This is a genomic window from Streptomyces sp. SCA2-17, assembly GCF_044336695.1.
On record NZ_CP117521.1, the window covers coordinates 3,203,596 to 3,227,850 of the forward strand.

The window sequence follows — 24,255 nt, forward strand, 5'->3', positions numbered from 1 at the left end:
GGCGCCCTGGTCGCCCGTCCGGCCGCAGCGGGTCCACCGAACGGACCTCAGCGGGCGCGCCCGCCCGGGACACACGACAAGATCGCGTCCATGCGACGTCTGCGCCTACCGATACGCGGGCCGCGCCTGCTGCCGAAGGCCGGCGCCGTGGTCTTCTGCGTGCTGTGCGTGCTGTGCAGCGTGTGCGCGCTCGGATTTCCGTCACTCCGCTCCGGACCGCCGGAAGTCGTGCGCACGCCGGACCGCGCGAGCCGGATCACCTCCGAGGTGCTCCGGCTGACCGACGAGGTCGAGGAGGCGCGCCACCAGTACGAGCAGGCGCAGCACGCGGCCAAGGCGCACAAGGCACGGGCTCAGGAGATAGGGCGCCGGCTGCAGGGCCGGAGGGCCGTCTCGGACACGCTGCGCGAGGACCTCGGGTCGGCAGCCCGGGCGCAGTACCGCACGGGAGGCTTCACCACCGTCCCTGCCGACGAGTCGGAGGCCGACGACCCCTTCGATCTCATGGCTCTGCAACTTCCCGACGCGCGCCGCCGCGCCCGGCTGGCGCGGATGCTCGACGAGGACGACCGCAAGAGCCGCAGCCTGGTCGCGGAGGAGCAGGAGCTGGCCGCCGAACAGGCCGGTGCCGACAGGGACAGGGAGGAGCTGCAGGCGCGCGTACGGGTCTCCGAGGCCCGTCTCACGGCGGCCCGGGAGGACCTCGACGCCATGGCGCAGGGGGCGCTCGAAAGCGGCCGCTGCACTCCGCTCCGGCTCGACCGTGCGGCTGCCGGCGGAGGGACGGCCAAGGACCAGGCCGTGGCGCAGGCGAACGGGCGCTGGACCCGCCCGGTGACCTCGTACCAGCTGACCGCGGGCTTCGGCGGCGTGGGCGCCAACTGGGCGAGCACGCACAGCGGTCAGGACTTCGCCGTGCCGTCCGGCACCCCTGTCCGGGCGATCGGCGCGGGGACGGTGGTCGCGACCGGCTGCGGAGGGGCGTTCGGCATCAGCCTGGTCGTGCAGCACGACGACGGCTGGTACTCGCAGTACGCGCACCTGGCGGCGATGTTCGTGACTCCCGGGCAGCAGGTGCGTGCCGGTCAGTGGATCGGGCTGTCGGGGACGACCGGCAACTCCACTGGGCCGCACCTGCACTTCGAGATCCGCACCTCGCCCGAGTTCGGCTCGGCGGTCGATCCGGTGCCGTGGCTGAACGCGCGCGGGGTGCGGTTGTAGGCCGTCGCCGGATACCGGCCCGGAGCGCCCGCGCTAGGGGAGCTGTCCCGCGGAGCAGGCCTCCAGGATCTGCTCGATGACGGCGGCGACGCCGTCCTCGGTGTTGGCCGCGGTGTGGTGCGCGGTGAGCGCCAGCACGTCGGGGTGTGCGTTCGCCATGGCGTACGCGGTGCCGGCCCAGTCGAGCATCTCCAGGTCGTTGGGCATGTCCCCGAACGCCACGACCTCCTCCGGGGAGATGCCGCGCTCCGCGCAGCACCGCGCCAGGGTGCTGGCCTTGCTGACGCCCGGCCCGCTGATCTCCAGCAGGGCGGTCGGGCTGGACCGGGTGAACGAGCCGTGGTCCCCCGCCGCGGTGCGGGCGATCTTGAGGAACTCGTCCGGGGCGAGGTCGGGGTGGTGGGCCAGCAGCTTGAGGATCGGCTCGGTGTAGCCGCTGTCCTCGGCCAGGAGCTTCTCCGCGGGCGCGATGACGGCGTCCGGGTCGAGGAAGAACGGCGGGTACGCGGGCTCGTAGTGGAAGCCCGCGGTGCGCTCCACCGCGAACGAGGAGCCCGGGGCGGCGGCCCGTACGGCGTGCACCACGGCGAGGGCGTCGGTGCGCTCCAGAGGGCGGACGTCGACGAAGCGGGCACCGTCGCGCAGGTCGACGACCGCGGCGCCGTTGGCGCATATCGCCAGACCGTGACCGTGGACGTGGTCGCTGACCACGTCCATCCAGCGCGCCGGGCGGCCGGTGACGAAGAAGACCTCTATGCCGGCCGCCTCGGCGGCGGCGAGGGCCGCCACCGTGCGCTCGGAGACCGTCTTGTCGTCCCGCAGCAGGGTGCCGTCCAGGTCGGTGGCGATCAGGCGGGGCACGGCGGCGGGCCGCCGCGCGGCGGAGGTCTCGGGCTGCTCGATAGCTGAAGTCACGGATTCCATTGTGGGCCACCGGCATATGCGGTGCACAGGTGTGCACGAGGCCACACATGCGTTCAAGCCGGGGGTGTGTCCGTTGTCACGGGGGGCCCGCAGGTCCCACGGCCTAGGCTCGGTGTCATGCGACTGAGCACCGTGATCCTTCCCGACCGCCGCTGGTCCGAGGGCGGCCGGGCCGCCTGGCAGCGAGCGGAGGAGCTGGGCTTCCACACCGCCTACACCTACGACCACCTGTCCTGGCGGACCTTCCGGGACGGGCCGTGGTTCGGCGCGATCCCCACGCTGACGGCGGCCGCGGCGGCCACCTCCCGGATGCGCCTGGGCACGCTGGTCACCTCGCCCAACTTCCGGCATCCCGTCACTCTGGCCAAGGAGCTCATCTCCCTGGACGACATCTCGGGCGGCCGCGTCACGCTCGGCATAGGGGCCGGCGGCTCGGGTTTCGACGCCACCGCGCTGCTGAAGGACGGCCAGGAGCCGTGGACGCCTCGGGAGCGTGCCGACCGGTTCGGCGAGTTCGTGCCGCTGCTGGACCGCCTGCTCACCGAGGACGTCGTCACGCAGGAGGGCGAGCACTACTCCGCCTTCGAGGTGCGCAACATCCCCGGCTGCGTGCAGCGCCCCCGGCTGCCCTTCGCCGTGGCGGCCACGGGACCGCGCGGCATGAAGATCGCCGCCCGGTACGGGCAGGCGTGGGTGACCACGGGTGACCCGAAGCTGTTCGAGACCGGCACCCCGGAGCAGTCCCGGGCGGCCGTGGCGGGCCAGATCGAGCGGCTGGGCGCCGCCTGCGAAGCACTGGGCAGGGACGTCTCGGAGCTGGGGAAGACGATGCTGACGGGCTTCAGCCCGGACCGCCCGCTGGACTCCGTGGCCGCCTTCGTCGACTTCGCCGGTTCGCACGCGGAGCTCGGCATCGACGAGATCGTGGTGCACTGGCCCATCGCCGACTCGGTCTTCGCCGCGGACGTCTCGGTCTTCGAGAAGATCGCCACGGACGGGCTCGCCCAGCTCTCCGGCTGAGCGGTGCGGTGATCACGCAGGGGTCCCCGGCTCACGGGGACTTCCTCGCTGCCGAGGATTCCCCGCGCGATCGGTGAAGAGGGAGAATCGGGGCATAGGCATCCACCAAGGGCGCGTTCCTAGGAGAGCCGCCCGGGAGGTTTCCCATGCACTCCTCGAAGAGCACCCGATTCGCCCCGGACCGCGGGCTGACGACCCGCATGGTGAGCACGATGTTCTTCATCGGCCTGCTCTACGTGGTCTTCGTGGGGGTGCTCCTGGCGCTGCTGCGCGGCGCCTGGCCCCTCATCCTGCTCTTCGCGGGAGGCATGTTCATCGCGCAGTTCTGGTTCAGCGACAAGATCGCCGCCTTCAGCATGGGGGCGCGCGAAGTCACCCCCGAGCAGGCGCCCGAGCTGCACGGCGCCGTCGACCGCTTGTGCGCCCTCGCGGACATGCCCAAGCCGCGCGTGGCGATCGCCGACAGCGACGTGCCGAACGCCTTCGCCACCGGCCGCAACCGGAAGAACGCCCTCGTGTGCGCCACCACGGGACTGCTGCGCAGGCTGGAGCCCGAAGAACTGGAGGGCGTGCTCGCCCACGAGCTCTCGCATGTGGCCCACCGCGACGTCGCCGTCATGACCATCGCCTCCTTCCTGGGCGTGCTGGCCGGGATCATCACGCGCGTCGGCCTGTGGGGCGGCTTCCGTCGCGTGGGCGGACGCGACAGCAACACCGCCGTCCTGGTCGTCCTGATCCCGCTGATCAGCGCCGTCGTCTACGCCATCAGCTTCCTGCTCACCCGCCTGCTCTCGCGCTACCGGGAGCTGTCCGCCGACCGCGCGGGAGCCCTGCTCACGGGCCGGCCGTCCGCGCTGGCGGCCGCCCTGACCAAGGTCACCGGGGAGATGGCCCGGATCCCCACCCGCGACCTCCGGCAGGCCGAGCCGTTCAACGCCTTCTACTTCGCACCCGCGTTCTCCAAGGAGAGCTTCGGCCGCCTGCTGTCCTCCCACCCGACGCTGGAACAGCGGCTGGAGCAGCTCGGCCGCATCTCGGCCCAGCTCGGCCGTCCCTGACGGCCCTCCGCCGGCACCCCGACCGCCCTCACCGCCCGGAAGGAGCGCGTGCCCGTGGGCTTCCTGGACGTCATCCTCGGCCGCAGCAAGCCGGTCCGCCCGGACCTCGACCAGCTCTTCGCCCTGCCGTCCGCCGCAATCACCCTCCAGGCGGGTGCCGGCCTCACCCCGACCGGGCTGGGCTCGGTCTGCTTCGCCAGCGTGGAAGGCGGCGCCTTCGCACAGCTCCAGCAGGACGTACGGGCCCTGCTGGACGCGGACACGGAGCGCGGCGGGGATCCCGTCGCCTTCAGCCAGGACGCGTACGGCTACACCTGGCTGCTCGCACGGCAGCCGTCCGAGGACACGGCCGCGCTGGTCAACGACCTGCACGCCGTCAACACCCTGCTCCAGGACGGCGGTTTCGGGCCGCAGCTGCTCTGCTCCCTGATGGGCTTCCGCGGCGCGGACGGGCGCTCCCTGGCGCTGGTCTACCTCTACAAGCGCGGCACCTTCTACCCCTTCGCGCCCGTGGCGGGCGCGGGGGAGAAGCGGGACAACGGCCTGGAACTCCAGGTGCGGGCGCTGCTGGCGGACGACCTGCGGATCGAGGAGGACCTGGCCCGCTGGTTCCCGGTGTGGGGCGCGCCCGGCCTGTGAACGCTGCGGGACACGCCCGCACCGCGGCGGTGCCGGGCCGGCCGCCGCGACGGGCCCGGCGCCCGGGAGCCGGCTCAGCCGGGGAGCCGCAGGAACTCGGCCGGAACGCGCTCCACCAGCCACACTCCGTTCTCGCTCACGCGGAAGATGTGGCCCGCCTGGTGCATCCCGTACGCGTCCACGGTCAGCACCACCGGCTTGCCGCGGCGGCCGCCCACGCGCGTCGCCGTCTCGCGGTCGGCCGACAGGTGGACGGCGTGCCGGGTCATGGGGCGCAGGCCCTCGGCCCGGATGGCCGCGACGGAGCGCGTCACCGTGCCGTGGAAGAGCACCGCGGGCGGCTCGGCGGCCGGCAGGGCGAGGTCGACCGGCACGGAATGGCCCTGGTTGGCCCGGATGCGCTCGCCGTCGAGCGTGTAGCGCTGCTTGTCGTTCGAGGCGACGACCTCCTCCAGCTCGGCGCGGCTGAAGGGGAGGCCGTGCGCGGCGCTCGCCTCCAGCAGGGCGGCGACCGGCGTCCAGCCCTGGGCGTCCAGGGCGATGCCGATCCGGCCGGGGTCGTGCCGCAAGTGCCTGGCCAGGTGCTTCGAGATGCGGGTCGCGCGCTGGTCGTCCATCACCGACGGGTCCTTCCGAGCTCCTCGACGGCCCAGCGGGCCCATTCCTCGCGCATGGCCATGAAGCGCAGGCCGTACTCCAGGGCCAGCCGGCCGTTCACGGACAGCGGGTCGTCGCCCCAGTCCACGTTCCGCTCCACTTCCTCCAGCGCCCGGTGCTGGCCCGCGGCGCGCTCCGCCTCGCCCATGAGGTAGGCGGTGGCCTCCACGGGCGTGAGGTGGTTGAGGAAGAAGACCCGCAGCAGGACGTCGCTGCGGCGCACCGGGTCGGGCCCGGTCTCGGTGAGCCAGCGGCGCAGCTCGGCGCGGCCCTCGTCGGTGATCGCGTACTCCTTGCGGCCGCGCGGGCCCTCCGCCGCGACCTCCAGCAGTCCGGCCTTCGTGAGCTTGCCCAGCTCGCCGTAGACCTGGCTCTGCGTCGCCGGCCAGACATTGCTGAGCGAGGTCTCGAACCGCTTCATCAGGTCGTACCCACTGGCCGGCCGGTCGGCCAGCAGGCCCAGCATCGCGTGTCTCAGGCTCATGCCGTCCACCCTACCTTCCACTGTTGACAGGTCGAGGGTCGACCTTCTACTTTTGACATGTCAGAGTTGGAATGTCGGCGGGAAGGCCGGCACCCCGCCCAAGGAGACTTTTGATGAACTACGTGCGCGGCTTCATTCCCTGGATCGCCTTCGCGATCGTCTCCTCCGCCGGCTGGCAGTGGGGTGCGCTGACAGGGCTCGTCACGGGCGTCGGCCTGCTGGTCAAGGACCGCAAGGCCGGGGTCGCGGGGGAGTCGCTGGTCCTGGAGAGCAGCACGGCTTGCTACTTCGTTGCGCTCGCGGCCGTGGCCTTCGCCCTTCCGCACAGCGAGCTGCGGCACTACGGCGGGGCCATGTCCTTCGGGTGGCTCGCGCTCACCGCCTGGGCCACGCTGGCCGTCGGCCGCCCGTTCACGACCGGCATCGCCAAGCGGCAGGCGCCCCCCGAGGTGTGGGACACCCCGGTCTTCCGCCGCATCAACGTCGTGATCACTTCCGTCTGGGCCGCCGCCTTCACCGCGACCGCCGCCGCGCTGGCCCTGGTGAGCGCCGAAGGCCTCGGCAGCGAGGTGTCCGTTCCGGTCCAGGTCGCGGGCTTCGTCCTGCCCGCCCTCTTCACCGCCCGCTACCCCGAGCGCGTCCGCGCCCGCTTCATGCAGACAGCGCGGTAAGCCCCAACTGCCGCCTCCGCGGGCCTTCACGGCATCCATTGCCGGCCACGGAGCAAGCGCAGTCATCGCAGCCCCCCACCGCCACCGCAGAGGAGATGCCGAGCCATGACGACGACCCCGCCCGCCCACCTCGCCGGGAACTACGCACCCGTGACGGAGGAGCTCACCGCGTACGACCTCCCGGTCACCGGAGCGATCCCGCCGGAGCTCACCGGCTGGTATCTGCGCAATGGCCCCAACCCGCAGGACGCCGCCTCCAGCCACTGGTTCTTCGGGGACGGCATGATCCACGGAGTGCGCCTCGAAGGCGGCCGGGCCACCTCCTACCGCAACCGCTGGGTGCGCACCTCCACCTTCACCGACGGCGCCCGCGTCTACGACGAGCGCGGCAGGCGCGACCTGACCGCCGGATCCGCGAACACCCACGTCGTGCGGCACGCGGGCCGCACCCTCGCCCTGGTCGAGTCCTCCTACCCGTACGAGCTGGACGCCCGGTCAGGGCGCGAGCTGGAGACCGTCGGCCCGTATGACTTCGGCGGCCGGCTCACCACGCCGATGACCGCCCACCCCAAGACCTGCCCGGAGACCGGAGAGCTGCACTTCTTCGGCTACGGAGGGTTCTCCGCGCCCTACCTGACCTACCACCGGGCCGATGCGAGCGGCGAGTTGACGATCAGCCGGCCCGTCGAGGTGCCCGCGCACACGATGATGCACGACTTCCACCTCACCCGCTCCCACGTCGTCTTCATGGACCTTCCCGTCGTCTTCGACCTCGATCGCGCCCGGGCGGCCGGCGGCGGCATGCCGTACGCGTGGGACCCCGGCTACGGCGCCCGTCTGGGCGTGCTGCGGCGCGACGACCCCCATGGCGACGTGCGCTGGTTCACCATCGACCCCTGCTACGTCTTCCACTCCCTCAACGCCCACGACGAGCAGCGCGCCGACGGTGAGCGCATCGTCCTGTACGTGGCGCGCTATCCGCACTACGGCAGTGAGGACGGCCGGAGCCGCGCCCACGCCACCCTCTGGCGCTGGACCCTCGACCTGACGGCGGGGACGGTGGCCGAAGTACAACTGGACGACCAACCTTGTGAGTTCCCCCGGGTGGACGACCGGCTCGCCGGGCTCGCGGCCCGGTACGGCCACGTCACCTCCACCTCACTGCCCGGCAGACCCCTCGACCACGGCTCCCTGCTCCGCTACGACCTGTGGACGGGATCCGTCGCCCGCCACGACTTCGGGCCCGGGAGGACCCCGGCCGAGGCGGCGTTCGCCCCCGCCGACGACCGGCCCGGCGGCCCCGGATGGCTGCTGACCTACGTCCACGACGCCGCCACCGACCGCAGTGACCTCGTCATACTCGACGCCGGCGACCTCGCCGCGGAGCCGGTCGCCACCATCCACCTGCCGCAGCGCGTGCCCTACGGCTTCCACGGCAACTGGCTCGCGGACCGCTGAGCCGGCGGAGCCACCGGGCCTCGGGGCTACCGGGCCTCGGGCTCGATGACCAGCGCGTCCATCGTGCGGGCCTGCACCTCGCGCTCCGCCGCGGCGGCGACGAAGGCGGCGACGTTCTCCGGACCGACCAGCGCCTCCACGGCCCGGAAGGTCCGGTCGGGGAGGCGGACGGTTCCGGGGCGGGAGAGGGAGCCGGAGAGGGGTGCCGGCGGGCCGGCCTCCCCCGCGGCCGGGGCGCCGGAGGCCTCGGCGTCCTCAGCAGCCTCGGAGGTTTCAGGCTCCAGGTGCCGGCGGAGGTGGCGCGTGGCCATCGCACGCATGGCGCGGGCGAGTTCGACGTCGATGGTCTGCTGGGCCAGCGGCCGCAGCCGGCGCACCAGCGAAGCGGCCTCGGCGGCCTCCTCCTCGGTGGGCGGGTGGTCGAGGTACTGCCGGAAGACGTATTCGGTGGTGAAGTCCAGGAACCGGCCCGCTATGTGCTCGACCCTCGTGCGCAGTTCGCGCAGGTGGCCGGTGATGGCGAGCAGCGGCACCCCGGCGGCGTGGAGCTCCACGGCGACCGTCAGTTCCTGCGGGCTCGGCACGAGGAACTCCTCGGGCGCGTCCGGCACGCGCACGAGGACACCGAGTTTCACCGCCTCCTCGACGGCGTCGTCGTCCTGGGCGCCGCCGAAGCGCTCGGCGAGCTCCGCGCGGGTGATCCGGCCCGCCTCCTCGTCCGACCACGGCCCGGCCACCTCGGCGACCAGCCCGAGGACGCCGCCCAGGCCGCGGCCGGTGTCCCAGGCGTCCAGGAGCTCCTTGATGCTCGCCAGGGTGTAGCCGCGGTCGAGGAGCCCGGCGATCTGGTGCAGGCGCTCCAGATGCGTGTCCCGGTAGACGTTGGCGCGCCCGCGCCGCTCCGGCTTGGGGAGCAGCCCCCGGTCCTGGTAGGCGCGGATCGTGCGGACCGTGGCGCCGCTGTGGTGGGCGAGGGCCTCGATGCGGTATTCGCGGTCACGGCCGGGCCGGCCGGCCTCGCCGTGCCGGCCGGGGAGACCGGGACGACCGGGCTGCTCGGACAAGGGTGTCGCTCCTTACGAAAGGGCCGCGCGGCCTATCGCGCCCGCCGCGGTCCGTGCCGCGGGTGAGATCGCCAGATAGTCAACAGCCCTCCGCAGCGACCCCTCCTTCGAGGGATGGTACGACCGCCGGAGGTAGCGCGGGACGGCCGAGCCCAGCTCGCGCCAGCTCGGCAGCAGGCCCAGGGCCACGGCCCGGTTGTGCTCGCGCAGCGAGTAGCGCATCCGCTTCGCGAGCCGCGGGTCGTTGCGGATCAGGAAGCGCGTCCCCCGGTTCCAGAGGTGGAACAGCACGGGCGCCGTCACGGCCATGCCGAGGACGCGGCGGGCGTAGCGGCCGGGGTCCTCGCCGCCGCAGTGCTCGTACATGTCGAAGGCGACGGAGCGGTGCTCGACCTCCTCGGCGCCGTGCCAGCGCAGCAGGTCCAGCATCACCGGGTCCGGGGCGGCCCGGTCCAGGCCCTCCGCCTCCAGCACCCAGTTGCCCAGGACGGCCGTGAACTGCTCGACGGCGGCGATCACCGAGAGGCGAAAGCGCAGCCACTCCCGCGCCGTCACCGGGATGCCGAACGGCGGCTTCTCGCCCAGCAGGACGTCGAAGAGGTAGTCGACGTGGCGGGTGTACGGGGTGGTGTCCAGGTTCTGCGCGGCGAGGTGGCCGAGCACGTACGCGTGCTGCACGCTGTGCGTGGCCTCCTGACCCATGAACCCCTTGACGTCCTTGAGCAGCACGGGGTCCTGCACCAGAGGCAGGGCCTCCTTGAACACCTTGACGAACCACCGCTCCCCGGCCGGCAGCAGCAGGTGCAGGACGTTGATGACGTGGGTGGCGGTGGGCTCTTCCGGTATCCAGTGCAGGGGTGTCGCGTCCCAGTCGAAGGAGACGCGGCGGGGGGCTATCGCGTATGCGCCCCGGTGTCCGTCGGTCATTTCTGCTTCTCCTCCGCCGTCCGCTAGAGCGGCGGCTCGATCCTGGCGAGAGCGCGCTGCGCCCACGGTGTGAAGCGGGACATGAAGCGGAGGCCATGGGCCTCGGGGGTGACGGGGACGACCGCCTGGTTGCGCACCACGGCCCGCAGGACCGCCTCGGCGACCTTCTCCGGCGGGTAGTTCCGCCGGCCGTAGGCCCGGCCGGCCTTGGCGCGGCGCCGCAGCTGCTCCTCCTCGGAGACCCCGGCGAAACGCGCGGCCCCGGTGATGGGGGTGTTGACGATGCCGGGGCAGATCGCGGAGACGCCGATCCCCTGACCGGCCAGCTCCGCGCGCAGGCACTCGCTGAGCATCAGCACCGCCGCCTTGGACGTGCTGTAGGCGGGGAGGCCCCTGGAGGGCTGGAAGGCGGCGGCGGAAGCGGTGTTGACGATGTGGCCGCCCTGGCCGCGCTCCGCCATCTGCTTGCCGAAGAGGCGGCAGCCGTGGATCACGCCCCACAGATTGACGTCGAGGGTCTTGCGCCAGTCCTCCGTGGTGGTGTCCATGAAGGACCCGGCGACGCCGATGCCGGCGTTGTTGACCAGCACGTCCACCACGCCGTACTCGGTGGCGACCTTGGCGGCCAGCTTCTCCATCGCCTGCTCGTCCGCGACGTCCGTGCACTCGCCCCAGGCCTCGGGGGCGCCGATCAGCCGGGCCATGTCGGCCGTACGGGCCGCGCCCTCCGGGTCGCGGTCCACGGCGATAACCCGGGCGCCCGCCTCCGCGAAGGCGAAGGCCGTGGCCCGGCCGATGCCGCTGGCCGCGCCCGTCACGAGCACCAGCCGGCCGGCGAACCAGCGCGCGTACGGGTTGGCGGGCGCCGTCTCGCGCGGCCTCGCCCCCTCCTGATGGGCCGCCGCGAACTCGGCGATCCACGCCGCGACTTGATCGGGCCGGGTGCGCGGCACCCAGTGCTTGGCGGCGAGATTGCGCCGCACGAGGCCGGGGGCCCACTGCTCCAGGTCGTCGTACAGCCGCTCGGAGAGATAGGCGTCGCCGGTCGGCGTGATGAGCTGGACGGGCACGTGGGCGTACGCGTCGGTGCGCGGCCGGCGCAGCCGGGCGAGGATGTTGTCGCGGTAGAGCCAGGCGCCGTGCGCGGCGTCGGCCGGCAGCGACGCCGTCGGATAGCCGGAGACCGGAAGCTTCTCCGCCCGCGCGAGCAGCTTGGGCCATTGCTTGCCCAGCGGGCCGCGCCAGGCGGCCTCCGGGAGCCCGGGGGTGTGCAGCAGGTACACGTACCAGGACCGGGCGCTCTGGCCCAGCAGCTGGGCCATCCGCCGCGGCGTGGGGCGGGCGGCCCGCTTGCGGAACCACAGCGCGAGATGGTCGAGGGACGGGCCGGAGATCGACGTGAAGGAGGCGATGCGCCCCTCGGTGCGCGCGACGGTGGCGAACTCCCACGCCTGCACCGACCCCCAGTCGTGCCCGACCAGGTGCACCGGGGCGTCCGGGCTCACCGCATCGGCGACGGCCAGGAAGTCATCGGTGAGCTTCTCCAGGGTGAAGCCGCCCCGCAGCGGCCGGGGCGCCGTGGACCGGCCGCAGCCGCGCACGTCGTACAGCACCACGTGGAAGCGGTCGCTCAGCCGCTCCGCGACCTCCGACCAGACCTCCTTGCTGTCCGGGTAGCCGTGCACCAGCACCACGGTGGGCAGGGCGGCGTCGCCCAGCTCGGCCACGCACAGCTCGATCCCGCCCGTACGGATCCGGCGCTCGCGCGCGCCCTCCGGCCCGGCGCCGTTCCCGGCGTGCTCGCTCATGCGGCCCTCTCCTCCTGCCTGCGCCGCACGTGCGGCAGATCGTCGTCCAGCCAGAACGCGCTCTCCTCGGGGTCCCGGGAGTCGGTGACCACGAGGAGCTCCTCGAACTTCGCGCCCGTGCCCCGGAAGCCGAGGTGGGGCTCGACCGCCCACAGGCCCGGCCGGGGCGGGTGATCGGAGAACCGGTACGGGCTCCAGAGGGGCGACCAGCCCTCGCGGTGCCCGCGGACGGCGTCGGACGCGAGCCCCTTGAGCGCCTGGGTGCCGAACCCGAAGACCTGCGGTGACCAGCGGCGCTCGCGGACCCGGCCCACCTTGTGCGCGATCACGCCGAACGGATAGGCGCGGTGCCGGTTCGCGTAACCCTGGCGGACCATGAGCCGGTCCACGTCCTCGTAGATCTCGCGCAAGGAGCGGCGCTCGCGGACCTCGCGCAGCACCAGCTCCCGGTGCTCGCCCAGGTCGGCGAGCAGGCGGTCGTGCAGCGGATTCGGGCCGAGGCAGCCGGAGTAGCCGATGTCGGCTGTGAAGCCGCGATGGACCGGTGCCATGTCGAGGATGAAGGGCATCCCCGGCTCCAGCCGCCGTCCGGTGGGGAAGAACTGCAAGGGCACCCGGAAGCCCGCGAAGGCCGTGCGGTCCCCGAACCAGGCGAACGGCAGGTGGAACCAGTCCCGCACGCCGCGCCCGCGCAGCCACTCGCGCTGCATCCGGGCCGCCTCGCGTTCGGTGACGCCGGGTCTGAGCTGGGCGGCGACGGCCTCCGCGCAGTCGTACGCCAGGCGCTGGACCTCCCTGAAGCCCCGCAACTCGCTGTCCGCTCCCCGGGGCGTCGAGCCCCGCGGCACTGCTGAGGTCATGGCCATTCGTCCGTCCCGTGAGCCGGCTCCGGTACGCGTCCGTAACTTGACACTGATGAATGTGACAATGCCCGGCGGCTGCGTCAAGGGTCGTGCACCGCCTGTGGAAAACCTTCTTCTCCTTGCCCACCCTTCCCCGGCCGACCCGCCCGCCCCCTCCTCGCGGGCCGGTCCCCTACGGGAACGTCAGACCTGAGGAGTACACGGAATCAGTCATCCGGTCTGACGCCCGCTGTGGCCCGCGCCACTACCGTCGAGGGTGTGACTGTGATCGCTACCGAAAGCCTCAGCAAGCGGTTCCCCCGGGTGACCGCTCTTGACCGGCTGTCCGTCGACATCGCGCCGGGCGTGACCGGCCTGGTGGGCGCCAATGGAGCCGGCAAGTCCACGCTGATCAAGATTCTTCTCGGGCTGTCCCCCGCCACCGAGGGCCGCGCCACCGTGCTCGGCCTCGACGTGGCGACCGAGGGCGCCGCCATCCGCGAGCGCGTCGGCTACATGCCCGAGCACGACTGCCTGCCGCCCGACGTGTCGGCCACCGAGTTCGTCGTCCACATGGCGCGGATGTCCGGCCTGCCCGTCACCGCCGCCCGCGAGCGGACCGCCGACACGCTGCGGCACGTCGGCCTCTACGAAGAGCGCTACCGCCCCATGGGCGGCTACTCCACGGGCATGAAGCAGCGGGTCAAGCTGGCCCAGGCCCTCGTCCACGACCCCCGGCTGGTCCTGCTGGACGAGCCCACCAACGGCCTCGACCCCGTCGGCCGCGACGAGATGCTCGGCCTGATCCGCCGCATCCACACCGACTTCGGCATCTCGGTGCTGGTCACGTCACACCTGCTCGGCGAGCTGGAGCGCACCTGCGACCACGTCGTCGTCATCGACGGCGGCACGCTGCTGCGCTCCTCCTCGACCAGCGACTTCACCCAGGCCACGGCCTCCCTCGCGGTCGAGGTCACCGACTCCGACGACCACCCGGACGGCACGGCGGCCCTCGCCGCAGCCCTCACCGCAGCCGGCCTCACCGTCCAGCCCGCCGGCCGGGCCGCCGAGTTCGCGGCGGCGGGCACGGGCCACGTCCTCCTCGTCGACGTCACCGGCGACGACACCTACGACACCGTGCGCGATGCGGTCGCCGGCCTCGGCCTCGGCCTCGTCCGCATGGAGCAGCGCCGCCACCGCATCGCGGAGGTCTTCCAGAGCGCACACGAAAGGGGCAGCGCCCATGCCGCCTGAGACCACCTCCGCGCCCGCGCAGGACGTCATCCACAACATCGGCTACCGCAACTACTCCGGCGCCCGTCTCGGCCGCTCTTACGCCCGCCGCTCGCTCTTCTCGCAGAGCCTGCGCGGCGCGTACGGCCTCGGCCGGTCGGCGAAGTCCAAGGTGCTGCCGATGATTCTTTTCGGCGTGATGTGCCTGCCCGCCGCCATCATGGTGGCCGTCGCGGTCGCCACCAAGCTCAGCAAGCTGCCGGTGGAGTACACGCGTTACGCGATCATCATGCAGGTCGTCATCGGCCTCTTCCTCGCGGCGCAGGCCCCGCAGTCCGTCTCGCGCGACCTGCGCTTCAGGACGGTGCCCCTGTACTTCTCGCGCCCGATCGAGCGGATCGACTACGTGACGGCGAAGTTCGCCGCCATGGCCTCCGCGCTGTTCCTCCTCACCGCAACGCCCCTGCTGATCCTGTATGTCGGCGCCCTGCTCGCGAAGCTCGACTTCGCGGACCAGACGAAGGGATTCGCACAAGGACTCGTCTCCGTGGCGCTGCTGTCCCTGCTCTTCGCCGGCATCGGCCTGGTGGTCGCCGCGCTCACCCCGCGCCGCGGCTTCGGCGTCGCCGCCGTCATCGCCGTGCTGACCCTCTCCTACGGCGTCGTGACCACCATCCAGGCCATCGCCTTCCAGCGCGACAGCTTCGACGCGATCGGCTGGATGGGTCTCTTCTCGCCCATCACCCTCATCGACGGCGTACAGACGGCATTCCTCTCCGCGAGCTCCGCTTTCCCCGAAGGCCACGGCCCCAGCACCGCGGCGGGATACGTCTACCTGCTCGTGCTCCTCGCCCTGATCGCCGGCTCCTACGGGCTGCTGATGCGCCGCTACCGAAAGGTCGGGCTGTGACCTCGATCCGCATTGACAACGTCTCCCGCTGGTTCGGCAACGTCGTCGCCGTGAACGACGTCTCCATGACCGTCGGACCGGGCGTCACCGGCCTCCTCGGCCCCAACGGCGCGGGCAAGTCCACCCTCATCAACATGATGGGCGGCTTCCTCGCCCCCTCGACCGGCACCGTCACCCTCGACGGCGCCGCCATCTGGCGCAACGAGCAGATCTACCGCCACATCGGCATCGTCCCCGAGCGGGAGGCGATGTACGACTTCCTCACCGGACTGGAGTTCGTCCGCGCCAACGCCGAGCTCCACGGTCTGGGCGCGGCCGAGGCGCAGCGGGCACTCGCCACCGTCGAGATGGAGTACGCCCAGGACCGCGAGATCAGCACGTACAGCAAGGGCATGCGGCAGCGCGTGAAGATGGCCTCCGCGCTCGTCCACGACCCCTCCGTGCTCCTCCTCGACGAGCCCTTCAACGGCATGGACCCGCGCCAGCGCATGCAGTTGATGGACCTGCTCCGCAGGATGGGCGCCGAGGGCCGCACCGTGCTCTTCTCCTCGCACATCCTGGAGGAGGTCGAGCAGCTCGCCACCCACATCGAGGTCGTCGTCGCCGGCCGGCACGCCGCCTCCGGCGACTTCCGCAAGATCCGCCGGCTGATGACGGACCGCCCGCACCGCTACCTGGTCCGCTCCAGCGACGACCGCGCCCTGGCCGCCGCCCTGATCGCCGACCCGTCGACGGCGGGCATCGAAATGGACGTCCAGGAAGGCGCCCTGCGCGTCCAGGCCGTCGACTTCGGCCGCTTCACCGCCCTGCTGCCCCGGGTCGCCCGGGAGCACGGCATCCGGCTCTTCACGGTCTCGCCCTCGGACGAGTCCCTGGAATCGGTCTTCTCCTACCTCGTCGCGGCCTGAAAGGAGCCCAGCGCCATGTACAACGCCACCGTCGCACGGCTCACCTACCGGGGCCTCCTGGGCCGCCGCCGTGCCTTCATCCTCTTCGGGCTGCCCGCCCTGCTGCTCACTGTCTCGGGCGTCGTCCGCGTGCTCGTCGGCGCGGACGACGGCACCGCGAGCAGCGTCCTGGGGGGCCTCGCGCTGGCCACCATGGTCCCGCTCATCGGCGTCGTCGCCGGCACGGGCGCGATCGGCCCGGAGATCGACGACGGCTCGGTCGTCTACCTGCTCTCCAAGCCCGTCAAACGGCCCACGATCATCTTCACCAAGCTGATCGTCGCGATCGGCGTCACCGTCGTCTTCTCGGCCGTCCCCACGCTCATCGCGGGCTTCATTCTCAACGGCAACAGCCAGCAGATCGCGGTGGCCTACGCCGCGGCGGCGGCCGCCGCCTCCGTCGCCTACAGCGCGGTGTTCCTGCTGCTGGGCACGGTCACCCGGCACGCCGTCGTCGCCGGCCTGGTCTACGCCCTGGTGTGGGAGTCGCTCTTCGGCAGCCTCGTCCCCGGCGCGCGCACCCTGAGCGTCCAGCAGTGGGCACTCGCCCTCGCCCAGCGCATCGGCGCGGACGGCGCCGTCTCCTCGGACGTGGGTCTGCCGCTGGCCCTCGTCCTGCTCGCCGGTGTGACCGCGGCGGCGACGTGGTTCGCGGGCCGGAAGCTGCGCTCCCTCACACTCGCAGGGGAAGAGTGAACCTCATTCCGTAAGACGCATTCGTGAGGCTCACTCTTGGAGCCTCATCCCCGAATGACATGCCGCCGCAGCGCCCGGGCGATCTCCACCTGCTCGGGCGCGAGCGCGTCCTCGCCGTCCTCGACGTCCCACAGGGCGTTCTGCAGCACCCTGCCCAGCGTCCAGCGGGCCGCCCGCTGCCGGTCCAGCCCCAGCACCTCGGTCATCAGGTCGAAGCGCCGCAGCACGGCCCGTTCCACGTCCCCGGTCGCGGTGATGTCGTCCCACCGGTCGTGCAGAGCAGGCAGCAGCTCGAATCCGGGGTCGCCCACCAGCGGCTTGGGGTCGATGGCGAGCCACGGCTCGCGTGCGGAGCCCGGCACGGGAGCGAGGACGTTGTCGTAGTGAAGGTCCCAGTGCAGCAGCTGGTGACCGGGCTCGCCGATGACCTCCCGTACGGCCGCGGCGCACGTCTCCACCAGCCTGCGCTCCGAGGCGTCCCGCAGCTCCGGCAGAGCCGCGGGCACGTCCTTGAGCATGGCCCCCGCGACGTCCCCAAGGGGCCGCAGCCCCGCAGGCACGGGGGCCGTCAGCAGCCGGGCCAGCAGCTCGGAGAGCGTCCGCAGGGACGCTTCGGCATCGCGTATGGACAAGAGTGAACGGTTTGCGTCCAACCGCTCCAGCAGCATCGTGCCGGTCTCCTCGTCGTGGTCGAGGAGTGCCACCGCACCGTCGCTGTCCCAGGCCCGCAGCGCCGCCGGCTCACCGACGCTCTCGTCGGTGACGGGCTGGAGCTTGAGCGCCGCCGGGGTGCCGTCCTCGCGCAGCACGGGCAGGACGAGGGCGACCATGCCGTGCGAGGCCGGCCCGTCGAGCCGCAGGCCCCAGCGGTCGAGGAACCGGGCGGCCAGCTCCGGCAGCGCGGCGATCCAGGAGCGGCCCTCCTCCCCGTCGAAATCCTCGTGGAAGCGGATGAGTTCGGCCGGGACGGTGATGCGGTGAGCGGCGTGCATGGGCAGCGGTCTCCTCACGACGGGTGGGGAGGCCCCGGAGGGCCCCCTGCCCACCCAACGTCTCAGATCTTCCGATCGCGCCCGGCGCCCATCGCGAGCAGCAGCAGCGCCGCACAGGCGACGAGCAGCAGGGCGATCGGAAGCGTCCAGCTGTCCGTCGCCTGGTGGACCGCACCGATCGCGAACGGGCCGACGGAGGCGAGCAGATAGCCCCACGTCTGCGCCATGCCCGACAGCCGGGACGCCGTGTGGGCGTCCCGCGTGCGCAGCACCATCAGTGTCAGGGCGAGCCCCAGCAGACCGCCCTGCGCCACGCCCATCAGCGTCGCCCAGACCCATGCGCCCTCCGCGGGCGCGGTGAGCAGGCCGGTCACACCGGCCGCCATGAGGACGACGACGCCGGCGCCGATCGCCCGCTGGTCGCGCATCCGCCCGGCCACCATCGGCACCACGAACGAACCGGCCATCTGCACCAGCGTGTAGAAGGCGTAGACCATGCCGGCCTCGCTCTTGCTCATGCCGTGGTCGGTGAACACGGTCGGCATCCAGGCGATGCACACGTACGCGACCAGCGACTGGGTGCCCATCATCAGCGTGACCTGCCAGGCGATGGGCGACCGGGTCAGCTTCGGCCCGTCCTGCACCGGCCGCACGGGGGCGGCGGCCGCCTGGCCGTGCCGCGTGCCGCGGCGCGCGATGACGGCCTGCGGGACCCAGGCGACGGCCGCCACGGCGGCGAGCAGCGCCCAGGAGGCCAGGGAGCCCCGCCAGCCGCCCAGGGCGTTCTCCAGCGGCACGGACAGGGCGGCCGAGCCGGTGGCGCCGAGGATCAGCGTGGTCGAGTACAGCGCGGTCATGCTCGCCGCACGGTCCGGGAAGTCCCGCTTCACGAGGCCGGGCATCAGGACGTTGAGCAGGGCGATGGCCGTGCCGACGAGAGCGCAGCCGGCGAACAGGGCCACGACCGGGGGCGCGACGCGCAGCAGGATGCCGCCGCACAGCAGCAGGAGGGCGCCGCACAGGACGGCTTCCGTGCCCCAGCGGCGGGCGAGCTTCGGCGCGGCGATCGAGCCCAGGCCCATGAAGAGCAGCGGAATGGTGGTCACCAGGCTGCTCGCCGCCGCGGCCAGGTGGAAGTGGTCGCTGATCTCGCCCATCAGGGGCGAGACCCCGGCGAGGGCGGCCCGCATGTTGAGCGAGGCGAGGACGATGCCCGCCATGACGAGCGCCGGATGGGCGCGCAGGGTGCGGCGCGCGGCCGCCACGGCGGGCGCGGGGGCGAGGTCCGCTTCCGCGTCTATCAGGGGGTCGCGTGTGTCCGGCCTCGTTTCCGACATGGGGTGCCTTTCCAAGGGGTGGTGCAGGTGAGGGGGGTGGGGGAGCGGGGGCCCGGGCGGTGTGCGCGTCAGCTCTCGCCGAGCAGGGTCTCGACGGCCTGCTTGGGGCGGTCGAGGAGGGCCCTGGCGGCCTGCGCGGCGGCCTCGGGGTCGCCGGAGGCGATGGCGTCCATGAGGGCGTGGTGGTCGCCGTGGATGATGCGCGGCATGTCGCGGTCGCCGAGCGCGGTGACCAGCGCCTCGCGGACCGAGCTGCTGAACCAGGCGTACGTGGCCGTCAGGGCGCTGTTGTGCGCGGCTTCCACGACGGCGCGGTGGAACTCCACGTCGTGGTCGGCGTAGAGCTCCAGGCTGCCGGAGTCCGGCTGGCCCTCGGGGTCCTCGAAGGCCGTCTGGGCGTCCAGCGCGGCCCGCATCCGCTCCAGGTCGGCGGGCTCGTGCCGGAGCGCCGCGAGCCGGGCGGCCTCGGCCTCCAGCGCGATGCGGAGCTCCAGTACGTCGCGCACGCCCGCGCGCTGGAGGCCGCGCATGATCTCGCCCGGGTCGGCGGTGGAGACGACGAAGGTGCCCTCGCCCTGCCGCGAGCGCAGCATCCCGGCGTGGACCAGGACGCGGATGGCCTCGCGCACCGTGTTGCGGCCGACCTCCATCTGCTCGGCGAGCGCGTGCTCGGTGGGGATGCGGGCGCCGACCGGCCACTCCCCGGCGGCGACCTGTGTGCGCAACTGATCCACGACGGTGTCCACGAGGGACTGCCGTCCCGCCGCCCGCAGTGCCATACGTCCTCCGGTTCCGAGTGCCTGAGCCGCTCTGTCCGCTGCTGCCGCCGAGTGTGATTCACCCGGTTGCCCAGTCATCCTACAACTCCTTTCGAGGGCGCCCCCGGGAACGAGCGGCTACCGTCGAAGGGTGCGTGGACGGGACGAGCGCGGCCCCGGTACGCCCGGCCGGTGGCCGGCCGTCGCCGCCCGGGCCGCTTCCCTGGGGAGGTCCGGAGTGCGCTCCTGGATCGCCTCCGCGCCCGGAACGCACGTCTGGCTGCTCGTCATCGGCGTCACCAGCCTCGTGATCGCCGCGGCCAGTCAGGACTTGGAGATGTTCCTGCTGCACCGCAACAGCAGCAACATCCACCAGCTCACCAAGCACCCGCTGCAGTCGCTCCTGATCAGCGGGTTCTGGATCGAGAACCCCTCGTCGTTCCTGCTCTACGCGGCCCTCTTCGAGGTCCTGCACGCGAACGTCGAGCGCTGGATCGGCACCGCCCGCTGGCTGTTCACGGTGGGCTTCGCGCACATCGCCGCCACTCTCATCAGCCAGGAAGTCGTGCTGCTCTCCATAGAGGACCACTCACTGCCGCGGTCGATGAAGAGAGTGGTCGACATAGGCGTCTCCTACGGGCTCGCAGCGGCCGCCGGGATCCTCACGTACCGGATGCCCCGGCCCTGGCGGTGGGTCTACCTCGCCGGCCTGGTGCTGTTCTTCGCGATCCCGCTGGCCACGGGAGGCACCTTCACCGATGTGGGGCATGCGGTGGCCGCGGCGATCGGGCTGGGCTGCCGGCAGTTCGCGCACGGCCGCCCGCCGTGGGACTTCGGGCGCGTTCCCGGAGCTCTGCGGCGGGCGGTCGGCGTCGTCCGGCAGGGCGCTTCCGGCCGGGACGGCCGGAGCGGCCTCAGCCGTACAGACGCTCCAGGACCGTAGCGATCCCGTCGTCCTCGTTCGAGCCGGTGACCTCGTCGGCGACGGCCCGCAGCTCCATGTGGGCGTTGGCCATGGCCACGCCGTGGGCCGCCCAGCCGAACATCGGTATGTCGTTGGGCATGTCGCCGAAGGCGATCGTCCCGGCGGCCTTCATCCCCAGCCGGCGCGCGGCCAGGGACAGCCCGGTGGCCTTGCTCAGGCCCAGCGGGAGGAGCTCCACTATGCCCTCGCCCGCCATCGTCACCCCGACCAGGTCGCCCGCGACCGTGCGGGCGACGTGGGCCAGGGCGTCGTCGTCGAGCTCGGGGTGCTGGAGGTAGAGCTTGTTGAGCGGCTCGGCCAGGAGCTCGTCCCGGTCATGCGCCACGACGGCCGGGAGCGGGCCCTCCTGGACGCGGTAACCCGGGGTGACCAGCACCTCGCCATCGAGGCCGTCGCGGCCCGCGGCGAGGTGCAGCGGGCCGGTCTCGGCCTCGATCTTGGCGACGGCCTGCCCGGCGAGCCGCCGGTCCAGCGTCACCGACGTCAGCAGCCGGTGCTCACCGGCGTGATAGACCTGCGCGCCCTGGCCGCACACCGCCAGGCCCTGGTAGTCCAGCTCCTGGAGGATGTGCCGGGTCCACGGGACGGCCCGCCCGGTCACGACGATGTGCGCGGCACCCGCCTCCGTGGCCAGCTTGAGGGCGGCCCGGGTGCGCTCCGAGACGCTCTCGTCGGAGCGCAGCAGGGTGCCGTCGAGGTCGGTCGCGACAAGGCGGTACGGCGGTGCGGCCGCGGCGGGGCTCACTTGGCGACCGGCTCCAGCACCTCGCGCCCGCCCAGGTACGGACGGAGCACCTCGGGCACGCGCACCGAGCCGTCGGCCTGCTGGTGGTTCTCCAGCAGCGCCACGATCGTGCGCGGCACCGCGCACAGCGTGCCGTTGAGCGTCGCCAGCGGGCGGACGTTCTTGCCGTCGCGCATGCGGACGGACAGGCGGCGGGCCTGGAACTCGTCGCAGTTGGAGGTGGACGTCAGCTCGCGGTACTTGCCCTGGGTGGGGATCCACGCCTCGCAGTCGAACTTGCGCGAGGCCGAGGAACCGAGGTCGCCCGTGGCGGTGTCGATGACCTGGAAGGGCAGCTCCAGGCTCGTCAGCCACTGCTTCTCCCACTCCAGCAGGCGCGCGTGCTCGGCCTCGGCGTCCTCCGGCGCGATGTAGGAGAACATCTCGACCTTGTCGAACTGGTGGACGCGGAAGATGCCGCGGGTGTCCTTGCCGTACGTGCCGGCCTCGCGGCGGAAGCACGGCGAGAAGCCGGCGTAGCGCAGCGGCAGCTGGTCGGCGTCGATGATCTCGTCCATGTGGTACGCCGCGAGCGGCACCTCGGACGTGCCCACCAGGTAGAAGTCGTCCTTCTCCAGGTGGTAGACGTCCTGGGCGGCCTGGCCGAGGAAGCCCGTGCCCTCCATGGCGCGCGGCTTGACCAGCGCGGGCGTCAGCATCGGGGTGAAGCCGGCGGCCGTGGCCTGGGCGATGGCGGCGTTGACCAGGGCGAGCTCCAGCAGCGCGCCGACGCCCGTCAGGTAGTAGAAGCGCGAGCCGGAGACCTTGGCGCCGCGCTCGACGTCGATCGCGCCGAGCAGCTGGCCGAGCTCCAGGTGGTCCTTGGGCTCGAAGCCCTCGGCGGCGAAGTCGCGCGGGGTGCCGGCGGTCTCCAGGACGACGAAGTCGTCCTCGCCGCCGAGCGGCACGTCGGGGTGGACCAGATTGCCGATCCGGAGCAGCAGGCGCTGCGCCTCGGCGGCGGCCTCGTCCTGCTCGGCGTCGGCGGCCTTCACGGCGGCGGACAGCTCGCCGGCCTTCTTCAGCAGCGCGGCCTTCTCGTCGCCGGCGGCCTTGGGGATGAGCTTGCCGAGCGCCTTCTGCTCGGAGCGGAGTTCGTCGAAGCGGACGCTGGACGACCTGCGCCGTTCGTCGGCGGAGAGAAGTGCGTCGACGATGTCGACATCCTCTCCACGGGCGCGCTGGGAGGCGCGCACACGGTCGGGGTCCTCACGAAGCAGGCGAAGGTCAATCACCCCTCCAGGCTACCGTTGCCCACGCGATCACTCGACGGCATATTCCTCTTGGTGATGGTTTGCCCTATTTTGGGTGATCAGAAAAGGCTGTGCATAATCGGCAGCCCGGGCGATCGCGAAGCGCCGGAAAGCGTTCCGGTGGAGTGGTGGCGGAAATGAGTGCGCTTTTGCTGAAAAACGGGCATAGCGGCTCCGGCGGCCGCTGATCCGCTTGTGGGCGGCCGGAGTTGGCGGACTTCTTGTCCACAGGAGGGGATCCCTCCGCTTTCTTTGTCCACAGGCTGTGCGCGAAATCTGTGGACGCCGGAATCGAACGTTCCGTCCGCTTCTGTCCTGCGCCCCGCATTCCTTGGTCAAACCTCGCTCAGCCACTCATTCGGGTGGTATTGCCTCGCTCCAAAGGGTTATTCGCAGACATTCCGCTGACGAATGGCGAGGGCGCAGCCCGATCGGGTGGACCTAGGTGCTGTGGATGACGGCCCTGTGGCTAGAGCGATTTGTCGACCTTGACCGATTCGGGGAGCCGGTGCCCCGCCTCGCTCTGTCGACTTATCCCCAGCCCGGGATCCCCCTGTGGATAACTCTGGGGATGTGGGCGCCGGCCGCTACCGTCGAGGCGTGGACAACGAAGCCCCGACCGTCTCAGGCGCGGCCGTCCTGGCAGCGCGTCAGCCAGTCCGCCGCCGTCACGAACTCCTCGTCCGACGTGCCGTAGCGCGTGGGACCCACCTCTGCCGCAGTCACGTCCGTCCGGGGATAGGAGCCGAGGAACCGCACCTGTGGGCAGATCCGGTTCAGGCCCATCAGCGCCTCGCCGACGCGCCGGTCGGCGATGTGCCCCTCCGCGTCGATCGCGAAGCAGTAGTTGCCGATGCCCTCGCCCGTCGGCCGCGACTGGATGAGCATCAGGTTCACCCCCCGCGTCGCGAACTCCTGAAGCAGCTCCAGCAGGGCGCCCGGGTGGTCCTCGCGCAGCCACACCACGACCGACGTCTTGTCCGCGCCCGTCCGCGCCGCGGGCCGGGCCGGGCGGCCCACCAGCACGAAGCGGGTCTGCGCGTTCTGCGCGTCGTGGATGTCGGTGACCAGCGGCTCCAGACCGTACGTCGCCGCGGCGAACTCCCCCGCGAAGGCGGCGTCGAAGCGCCCCTCCTGCACCAGGCGCGCGCCGTCCGCGTTGGAGGCCGCCGACTCCCACAGCGCCTCCGGCAGGTGCGCCGCGAGCCACTTGCGCACCTGCGGCTGGGCCACGGGGTGCCCGGTCACGGTCTTGATGTCCGACAACCGCGTCCCCGGCCGCACGAGCAGCGCGAACGTGATCTGGAGCAGCACCTCGCGGTAGATCATCAGCGGGGAGCCCGACGTGAGCTGGTCGAGGGTGGCGGTCACACCGCCCTCCACCGAATTCTCGATCGGCACGAGGGCGGCCGCCGCCTCGCCGCTGCGCACGGCGTCCAGCGCCGCGGGCACGGACACCATCGGCACCAGCTCCCGCGTCGCCGCCTCCGGCAGCGTCCGCAGGGCGGCCTCGGTGAACGTGCCCTCGGGGCCGAGATAGGTGTAGCGGCTGGCCGACATCACGCTGGCTCCTCGATCGTCCGGTGT

General features: G+C 72.2%; 24 protein-coding genes. 11 read left to right on the top strand and 13 right to left on the bottom strand.

The genetic code is table 11. The annotated features are described in order from the left end of the window. The first annotated feature begins 90 nt into the window (after window positions 1–90). Window positions 91–1,221 (top strand): M23 family metallopeptidase, encoded by a 1,131-nt coding sequence (locus PS271_RS14330; protein ID WP_398382262.1) that lies wholly within the window; start codon window positions 91–93, stop codon window positions 1,219–1,221. 33 nt (window positions 1,222–1,254) lie between these two features. On the opposite strand, the gene PS271_RS14335 is transcribed toward PS271_RS14330, so the two are convergent. Beyond that, on the bottom strand, window positions 1,255–2,145 hold the full coding sequence (locus PS271_RS14335; RefSeq protein ID WP_398382263.1) for a Cof-type HAD-IIB family hydrolase: 891 nt from the start codon (window positions 2,143–2,145) through the stop codon (window positions 1,255–1,257). Window positions 2,146–2,262: 117 nt separating this feature from the next. Here PS271_RS14335 and PS271_RS14340 point away from each other — a divergent pair, with 117 nt between their 5' ends. The 3 genes from PS271_RS14340 to pspAB all read left to right on the top strand — a co-directional run bounded on the left by PS271_RS14340 (window position 2,263) and on the right by pspAB (window position 4,862). Then, a complete protein-coding gene (locus PS271_RS14340) occupies window positions 2,263–3,165 on the top strand; it encodes an LLM class flavin-dependent oxidoreductase (RefSeq protein ID WP_398382264.1) in 903 nt (300 codons plus the stop codon). Window positions 3,166–3,311: 146 nt separating this feature from the next. Beyond that, window positions 3,312–4,223 carry a zinc metalloprotease HtpX gene (gene htpX / locus PS271_RS14345; RefSeq protein ID WP_398382265.1) on the top strand — a complete coding sequence of 304 codons (912 nt, stop codon included), beginning with the start codon at window positions 3,312–3,314 and terminating at the stop codon, window positions 4,221–4,223. Window positions 4,224–4,277: 54 nt separating this feature from the next. Further along, the gene (gene pspAB / locus PS271_RS14350; protein ID WP_398382266.1) at window positions 4,278–4,862 is read left to right on the top strand and encodes a PspA-associated protein PspAB; all 585 of its coding nucleotides are present in this window, start codon (window positions 4,278–4,280) and stop codon (window positions 4,860–4,862) included. Between the two features lie 74 nt (window positions 4,863–4,936). Here the strand turns inward: pspAB and PS271_RS14355 are convergent, their stop codons facing one another. Further along, on the bottom strand, window positions 4,937–5,479 hold the full coding sequence (locus tag PS271_RS14355) for an RNA 2'-phosphotransferase (protein WP_398382267.1): 543 nt from the start codon (window positions 5,477–5,479) through the stop codon (window positions 4,937–4,939). Then, entirely contained in the window at window positions 5,479–6,003 is a 525-nt protein-coding gene (locus PS271_RS14360) for a PadR family transcriptional regulator (RefSeq protein WP_398382268.1), read from the bottom strand. The genes PS271_RS14355 and PS271_RS14360 overlap by 1 nt, the downstream gene beginning before the upstream one ends. 113 nt (window positions 6,004–6,116) lie before the next feature. Between PS271_RS14360 and PS271_RS14365 the strand changes: the two genes are divergently transcribed. Beyond that, complete coding sequence (locus PS271_RS14365; protein WP_398382269.1) at window positions 6,117–6,674, top strand: hypothetical protein; 558 nt, start codon at window positions 6,117–6,119, stop codon at window positions 6,672–6,674. 105 nt (window positions 6,675–6,779) lie between these two features. After that, entirely contained in the window at window positions 6,780–8,132 is a 1,353-nt protein-coding gene (locus tag PS271_RS14370; RefSeq protein ID WP_398382270.1) for a carotenoid oxygenase family protein, read from the top strand. Between the two features lie 26 nt (window positions 8,133–8,158). Here PS271_RS14370 and PS271_RS14375 read toward each other — a convergent pair whose 3' ends face one another. From PS271_RS14375 to PS271_RS14390, 4 genes are all read right to left on the bottom strand, one after another. Beyond that, complete coding sequence (locus tag PS271_RS14375; protein WP_398386849.1) at window positions 8,159–9,115, bottom strand: MerR family transcriptional regulator; 957 nt, start codon at window positions 9,113–9,115, stop codon at window positions 8,159–8,161. 93 nt (window positions 9,116–9,208) lie between these two features. After that, window positions 9,209–10,123 (bottom strand): metal-dependent hydrolase, encoded by a 915-nt coding sequence (locus PS271_RS14380; protein ID WP_398382271.1) that lies wholly within the window; start codon window positions 10,121–10,123, stop codon window positions 9,209–9,211. Between the two features lie 23 nt (window positions 10,124–10,146). Next, window positions 10,147–11,931, bottom strand: a complete 1,785-nt coding sequence (locus PS271_RS14385; RefSeq protein WP_398382272.1) for an SDR family oxidoreductase — start codon at window positions 11,929–11,931, stop codon at window positions 10,147–10,149. Continuing rightward, window positions 11,928–12,791, bottom strand: a complete 864-nt coding sequence (locus PS271_RS14390) for a M24 family metallopeptidase (protein ID WP_398382273.1) — start codon at window positions 12,789–12,791, stop codon at window positions 11,928–11,930. Before PS271_RS14390 ends, PS271_RS14385 begins: the two co-directional genes overlap by 4 nt. A gap of 234 nt (window positions 12,792–13,025) precedes the next feature. On the opposite strand from PS271_RS14390, the gene PS271_RS14395 reads away from it, so the two are divergent. From PS271_RS14395 to PS271_RS14410, 4 genes are read left to right on the top strand one after another with little or no spacing between them, the layout of a single operon-like run. Further along, window positions 13,026–14,027, top strand: coding sequence for an ABC transporter ATP-binding protein (locus PS271_RS14395; RefSeq protein ID WP_398382274.1), 1,002 nt, complete (start codon window positions 13,026–13,028; stop codon window positions 14,025–14,027). Continuing rightward, complete coding sequence (locus PS271_RS14400) at window positions 14,017–14,916, top strand: ABC transporter permease subunit (protein WP_398382275.1); 900 nt, start codon at window positions 14,017–14,019, stop codon at window positions 14,914–14,916. Before PS271_RS14395 ends, PS271_RS14400 begins: the two co-directional genes overlap by 11 nt. Further along, a complete protein-coding gene (locus PS271_RS14405; protein ID WP_398382276.1) occupies window positions 14,913–15,824 on the top strand; it encodes an ABC transporter ATP-binding protein in 912 nt (303 codons plus the stop codon). Before PS271_RS14400 ends, PS271_RS14405 begins: the two co-directional genes overlap by 4 nt. A 15-nt stretch (window positions 15,825–15,839) precedes the next feature. Further along, window positions 15,840–16,559 (top strand): ABC transporter permease subunit, encoded by a 720-nt coding sequence (locus tag PS271_RS14410; protein ID WP_398382277.1) that lies wholly within the window; start codon window positions 15,840–15,842, stop codon window positions 16,557–16,559. Between the two features lie 44 nt (window positions 16,560–16,603). Here PS271_RS14410 and PS271_RS14415 read toward each other — a convergent pair whose 3' ends face one another. The 3 genes from PS271_RS14415 to PS271_RS14425 all read right to left on the bottom strand — a co-directional run bounded on the left by PS271_RS14415 (window position 16,604) and on the right by PS271_RS14425 (window position 19,667). Continuing rightward, window positions 16,604–17,551, bottom strand: coding sequence for an aminoglycoside phosphotransferase family protein (locus PS271_RS14415; protein WP_398382278.1), 948 nt, complete (start codon window positions 17,549–17,551; stop codon window positions 16,604–16,606). 62 nt (window positions 17,552–17,613) lie between these two features. Continuing rightward, window positions 17,614–18,888 (bottom strand): CynX/NimT family MFS transporter, encoded by a 1,275-nt coding sequence (locus tag PS271_RS14420; RefSeq protein ID WP_398382279.1) that lies wholly within the window; start codon window positions 18,886–18,888, stop codon window positions 17,614–17,616. Between the two features lie 68 nt (window positions 18,889–18,956). Further along, a complete protein-coding gene (locus tag PS271_RS14425; protein ID WP_398382280.1) occupies window positions 18,957–19,667 on the bottom strand; it encodes a FadR/GntR family transcriptional regulator in 711 nt (236 codons plus the stop codon). A 202-nt stretch (window positions 19,668–19,869) separates the two neighbouring features. Between PS271_RS14425 and PS271_RS14430 the strand changes: the two genes are divergently transcribed. Beyond that, the gene (locus PS271_RS14430) at window positions 19,870–20,589 is read left to right on the top strand and encodes a rhomboid-like protein (RefSeq protein ID WP_398386850.1); all 720 of its coding nucleotides are present in this window, start codon (window positions 19,870–19,872) and stop codon (window positions 20,587–20,589) included. Here the strand turns inward: PS271_RS14430 and PS271_RS14435 are convergent. The 3 genes from PS271_RS14435 to pheA form a co-directional block, all read right to left on the bottom strand. Further along, entirely contained in the window at window positions 20,561–21,376 is an 816-nt protein-coding gene (locus tag PS271_RS14435; RefSeq protein ID WP_398382281.1) for an HAD family hydrolase, read from the bottom strand. The genes PS271_RS14430 and PS271_RS14435 overlap by 29 nt on opposite strands. Next, window positions 21,373–22,650: a serine--tRNA ligase gene (gene serS / locus PS271_RS14440; RefSeq protein WP_398382282.1), complete on the bottom strand. Its 1,278-nt coding sequence runs from the start codon at window positions 22,648–22,650 to the stop codon at window positions 21,373–21,375. Before serS ends, PS271_RS14435 begins: the two co-directional genes overlap by 4 nt. 642 nt (window positions 22,651–23,292) lie before the next feature. Next, entirely contained in the window at window positions 23,293–24,228 is a 936-nt protein-coding gene (gene pheA, locus PS271_RS14445) for a prephenate dehydratase (RefSeq protein ID WP_398382283.1), read from the bottom strand. Between the last annotated feature and the right edge of the window lie 27 nt (window positions 24,229–24,255).

Excerpts from the sequence above, each read along its gene's own strand:
- PS271_RS14365 (WP_398382269.1), top strand. The coding sequence starts at position 6,117 with ATGAACTACGTGCGCGGCTTCATTCCCTGGATCGCCTTCGCGATCGTC.
- PS271_RS14415 (WP_398382278.1), bottom strand. The coding sequence starts at position 17,551 with ATGCACGCCGCTCACCGCATCACCGTCCCGGCCGAACTCATCCGCTTC.
- htpX (WP_398382265.1), top strand. The coding sequence starts at position 3,312 with ATGCACTCCTCGAAGAGCACCCGATTCGCCCCGGACCGCGGGCTGACG.
- PS271_RS14410 (WP_398382277.1), top strand. The coding sequence starts at position 15,840 with ATGTACAACGCCACCGTCGCACGGCTCACCTACCGGGGCCTCCTGGGC.
- PS271_RS14340 (WP_398382264.1), top strand. The coding sequence starts at position 2,263 with ATGCGACTGAGCACCGTGATCCTTCCCGACCGCCGCTGGTCCGAGGGC.
- PS271_RS14385 (WP_398382272.1), bottom strand. The coding sequence starts at position 11,931 with ATGAGCGAGCACGCCGGGAACGGCGCCGGGCCGGAGGGCGCGCGCGAG.
- PS271_RS14335 (WP_398382263.1), bottom strand. The coding sequence starts at position 2,145 with ATGGAATCCGTGACTTCAGCTATCGAGCAGCCCGAGACCTCCGCCGCG.
- PS271_RS14330 (WP_398382262.1), top strand. The coding sequence starts at position 91 with ATGCGACGTCTGCGCCTACCGATACGCGGGCCGCGCCTGCTGCCGAAG.
- PS271_RS14380 (WP_398382271.1), bottom strand. The coding sequence starts at position 10,123 with ATGACCGACGGACACCGGGGCGCATACGCGATAGCCCCCCGCCGCGTC.
- PS271_RS14425 (WP_398382280.1), bottom strand. The coding sequence starts at position 19,667 with ATGGCACTGCGGGCGGCGGGACGGCAGTCCCTCGTGGACACCGTCGTG.
- PS271_RS14400 (WP_398382275.1), top strand. The coding sequence starts at position 14,017 with ATGCCGCCTGAGACCACCTCCGCGCCCGCGCAGGACGTCATCCACAAC.
- PS271_RS14360 (WP_398382268.1), bottom strand. The coding sequence starts at position 6,003 with ATGAGCCTGAGACACGCGATGCTGGGCCTGCTGGCCGACCGGCCGGCC.
- pheA (WP_398382283.1), bottom strand. The coding sequence starts at position 24,228 with ATGTCGGCCAGCCGCTACACCTATCTCGGCCCCGAGGGCACGTTCACC.
- PS271_RS14370 (WP_398382270.1), top strand. The coding sequence starts at position 6,780 with ATGACGACGACCCCGCCCGCCCACCTCGCCGGGAACTACGCACCCGTG.
- PS271_RS14355 (WP_398382267.1), bottom strand. The coding sequence starts at position 5,479 with ATGGACGACCAGCGCGCGACCCGCATCTCGAAGCACCTGGCCAGGCAC.
- PS271_RS14420 (WP_398382279.1), bottom strand. The coding sequence starts at position 18,888 with ATGTCGGAAACGAGGCCGGACACACGCGACCCCCTGATAGACGCGGAA.
- PS271_RS14390 (WP_398382273.1), bottom strand. The coding sequence starts at position 12,791 with ATGACCTCAGCAGTGCCGCGGGGCTCGACGCCCCGGGGAGCGGACAGC.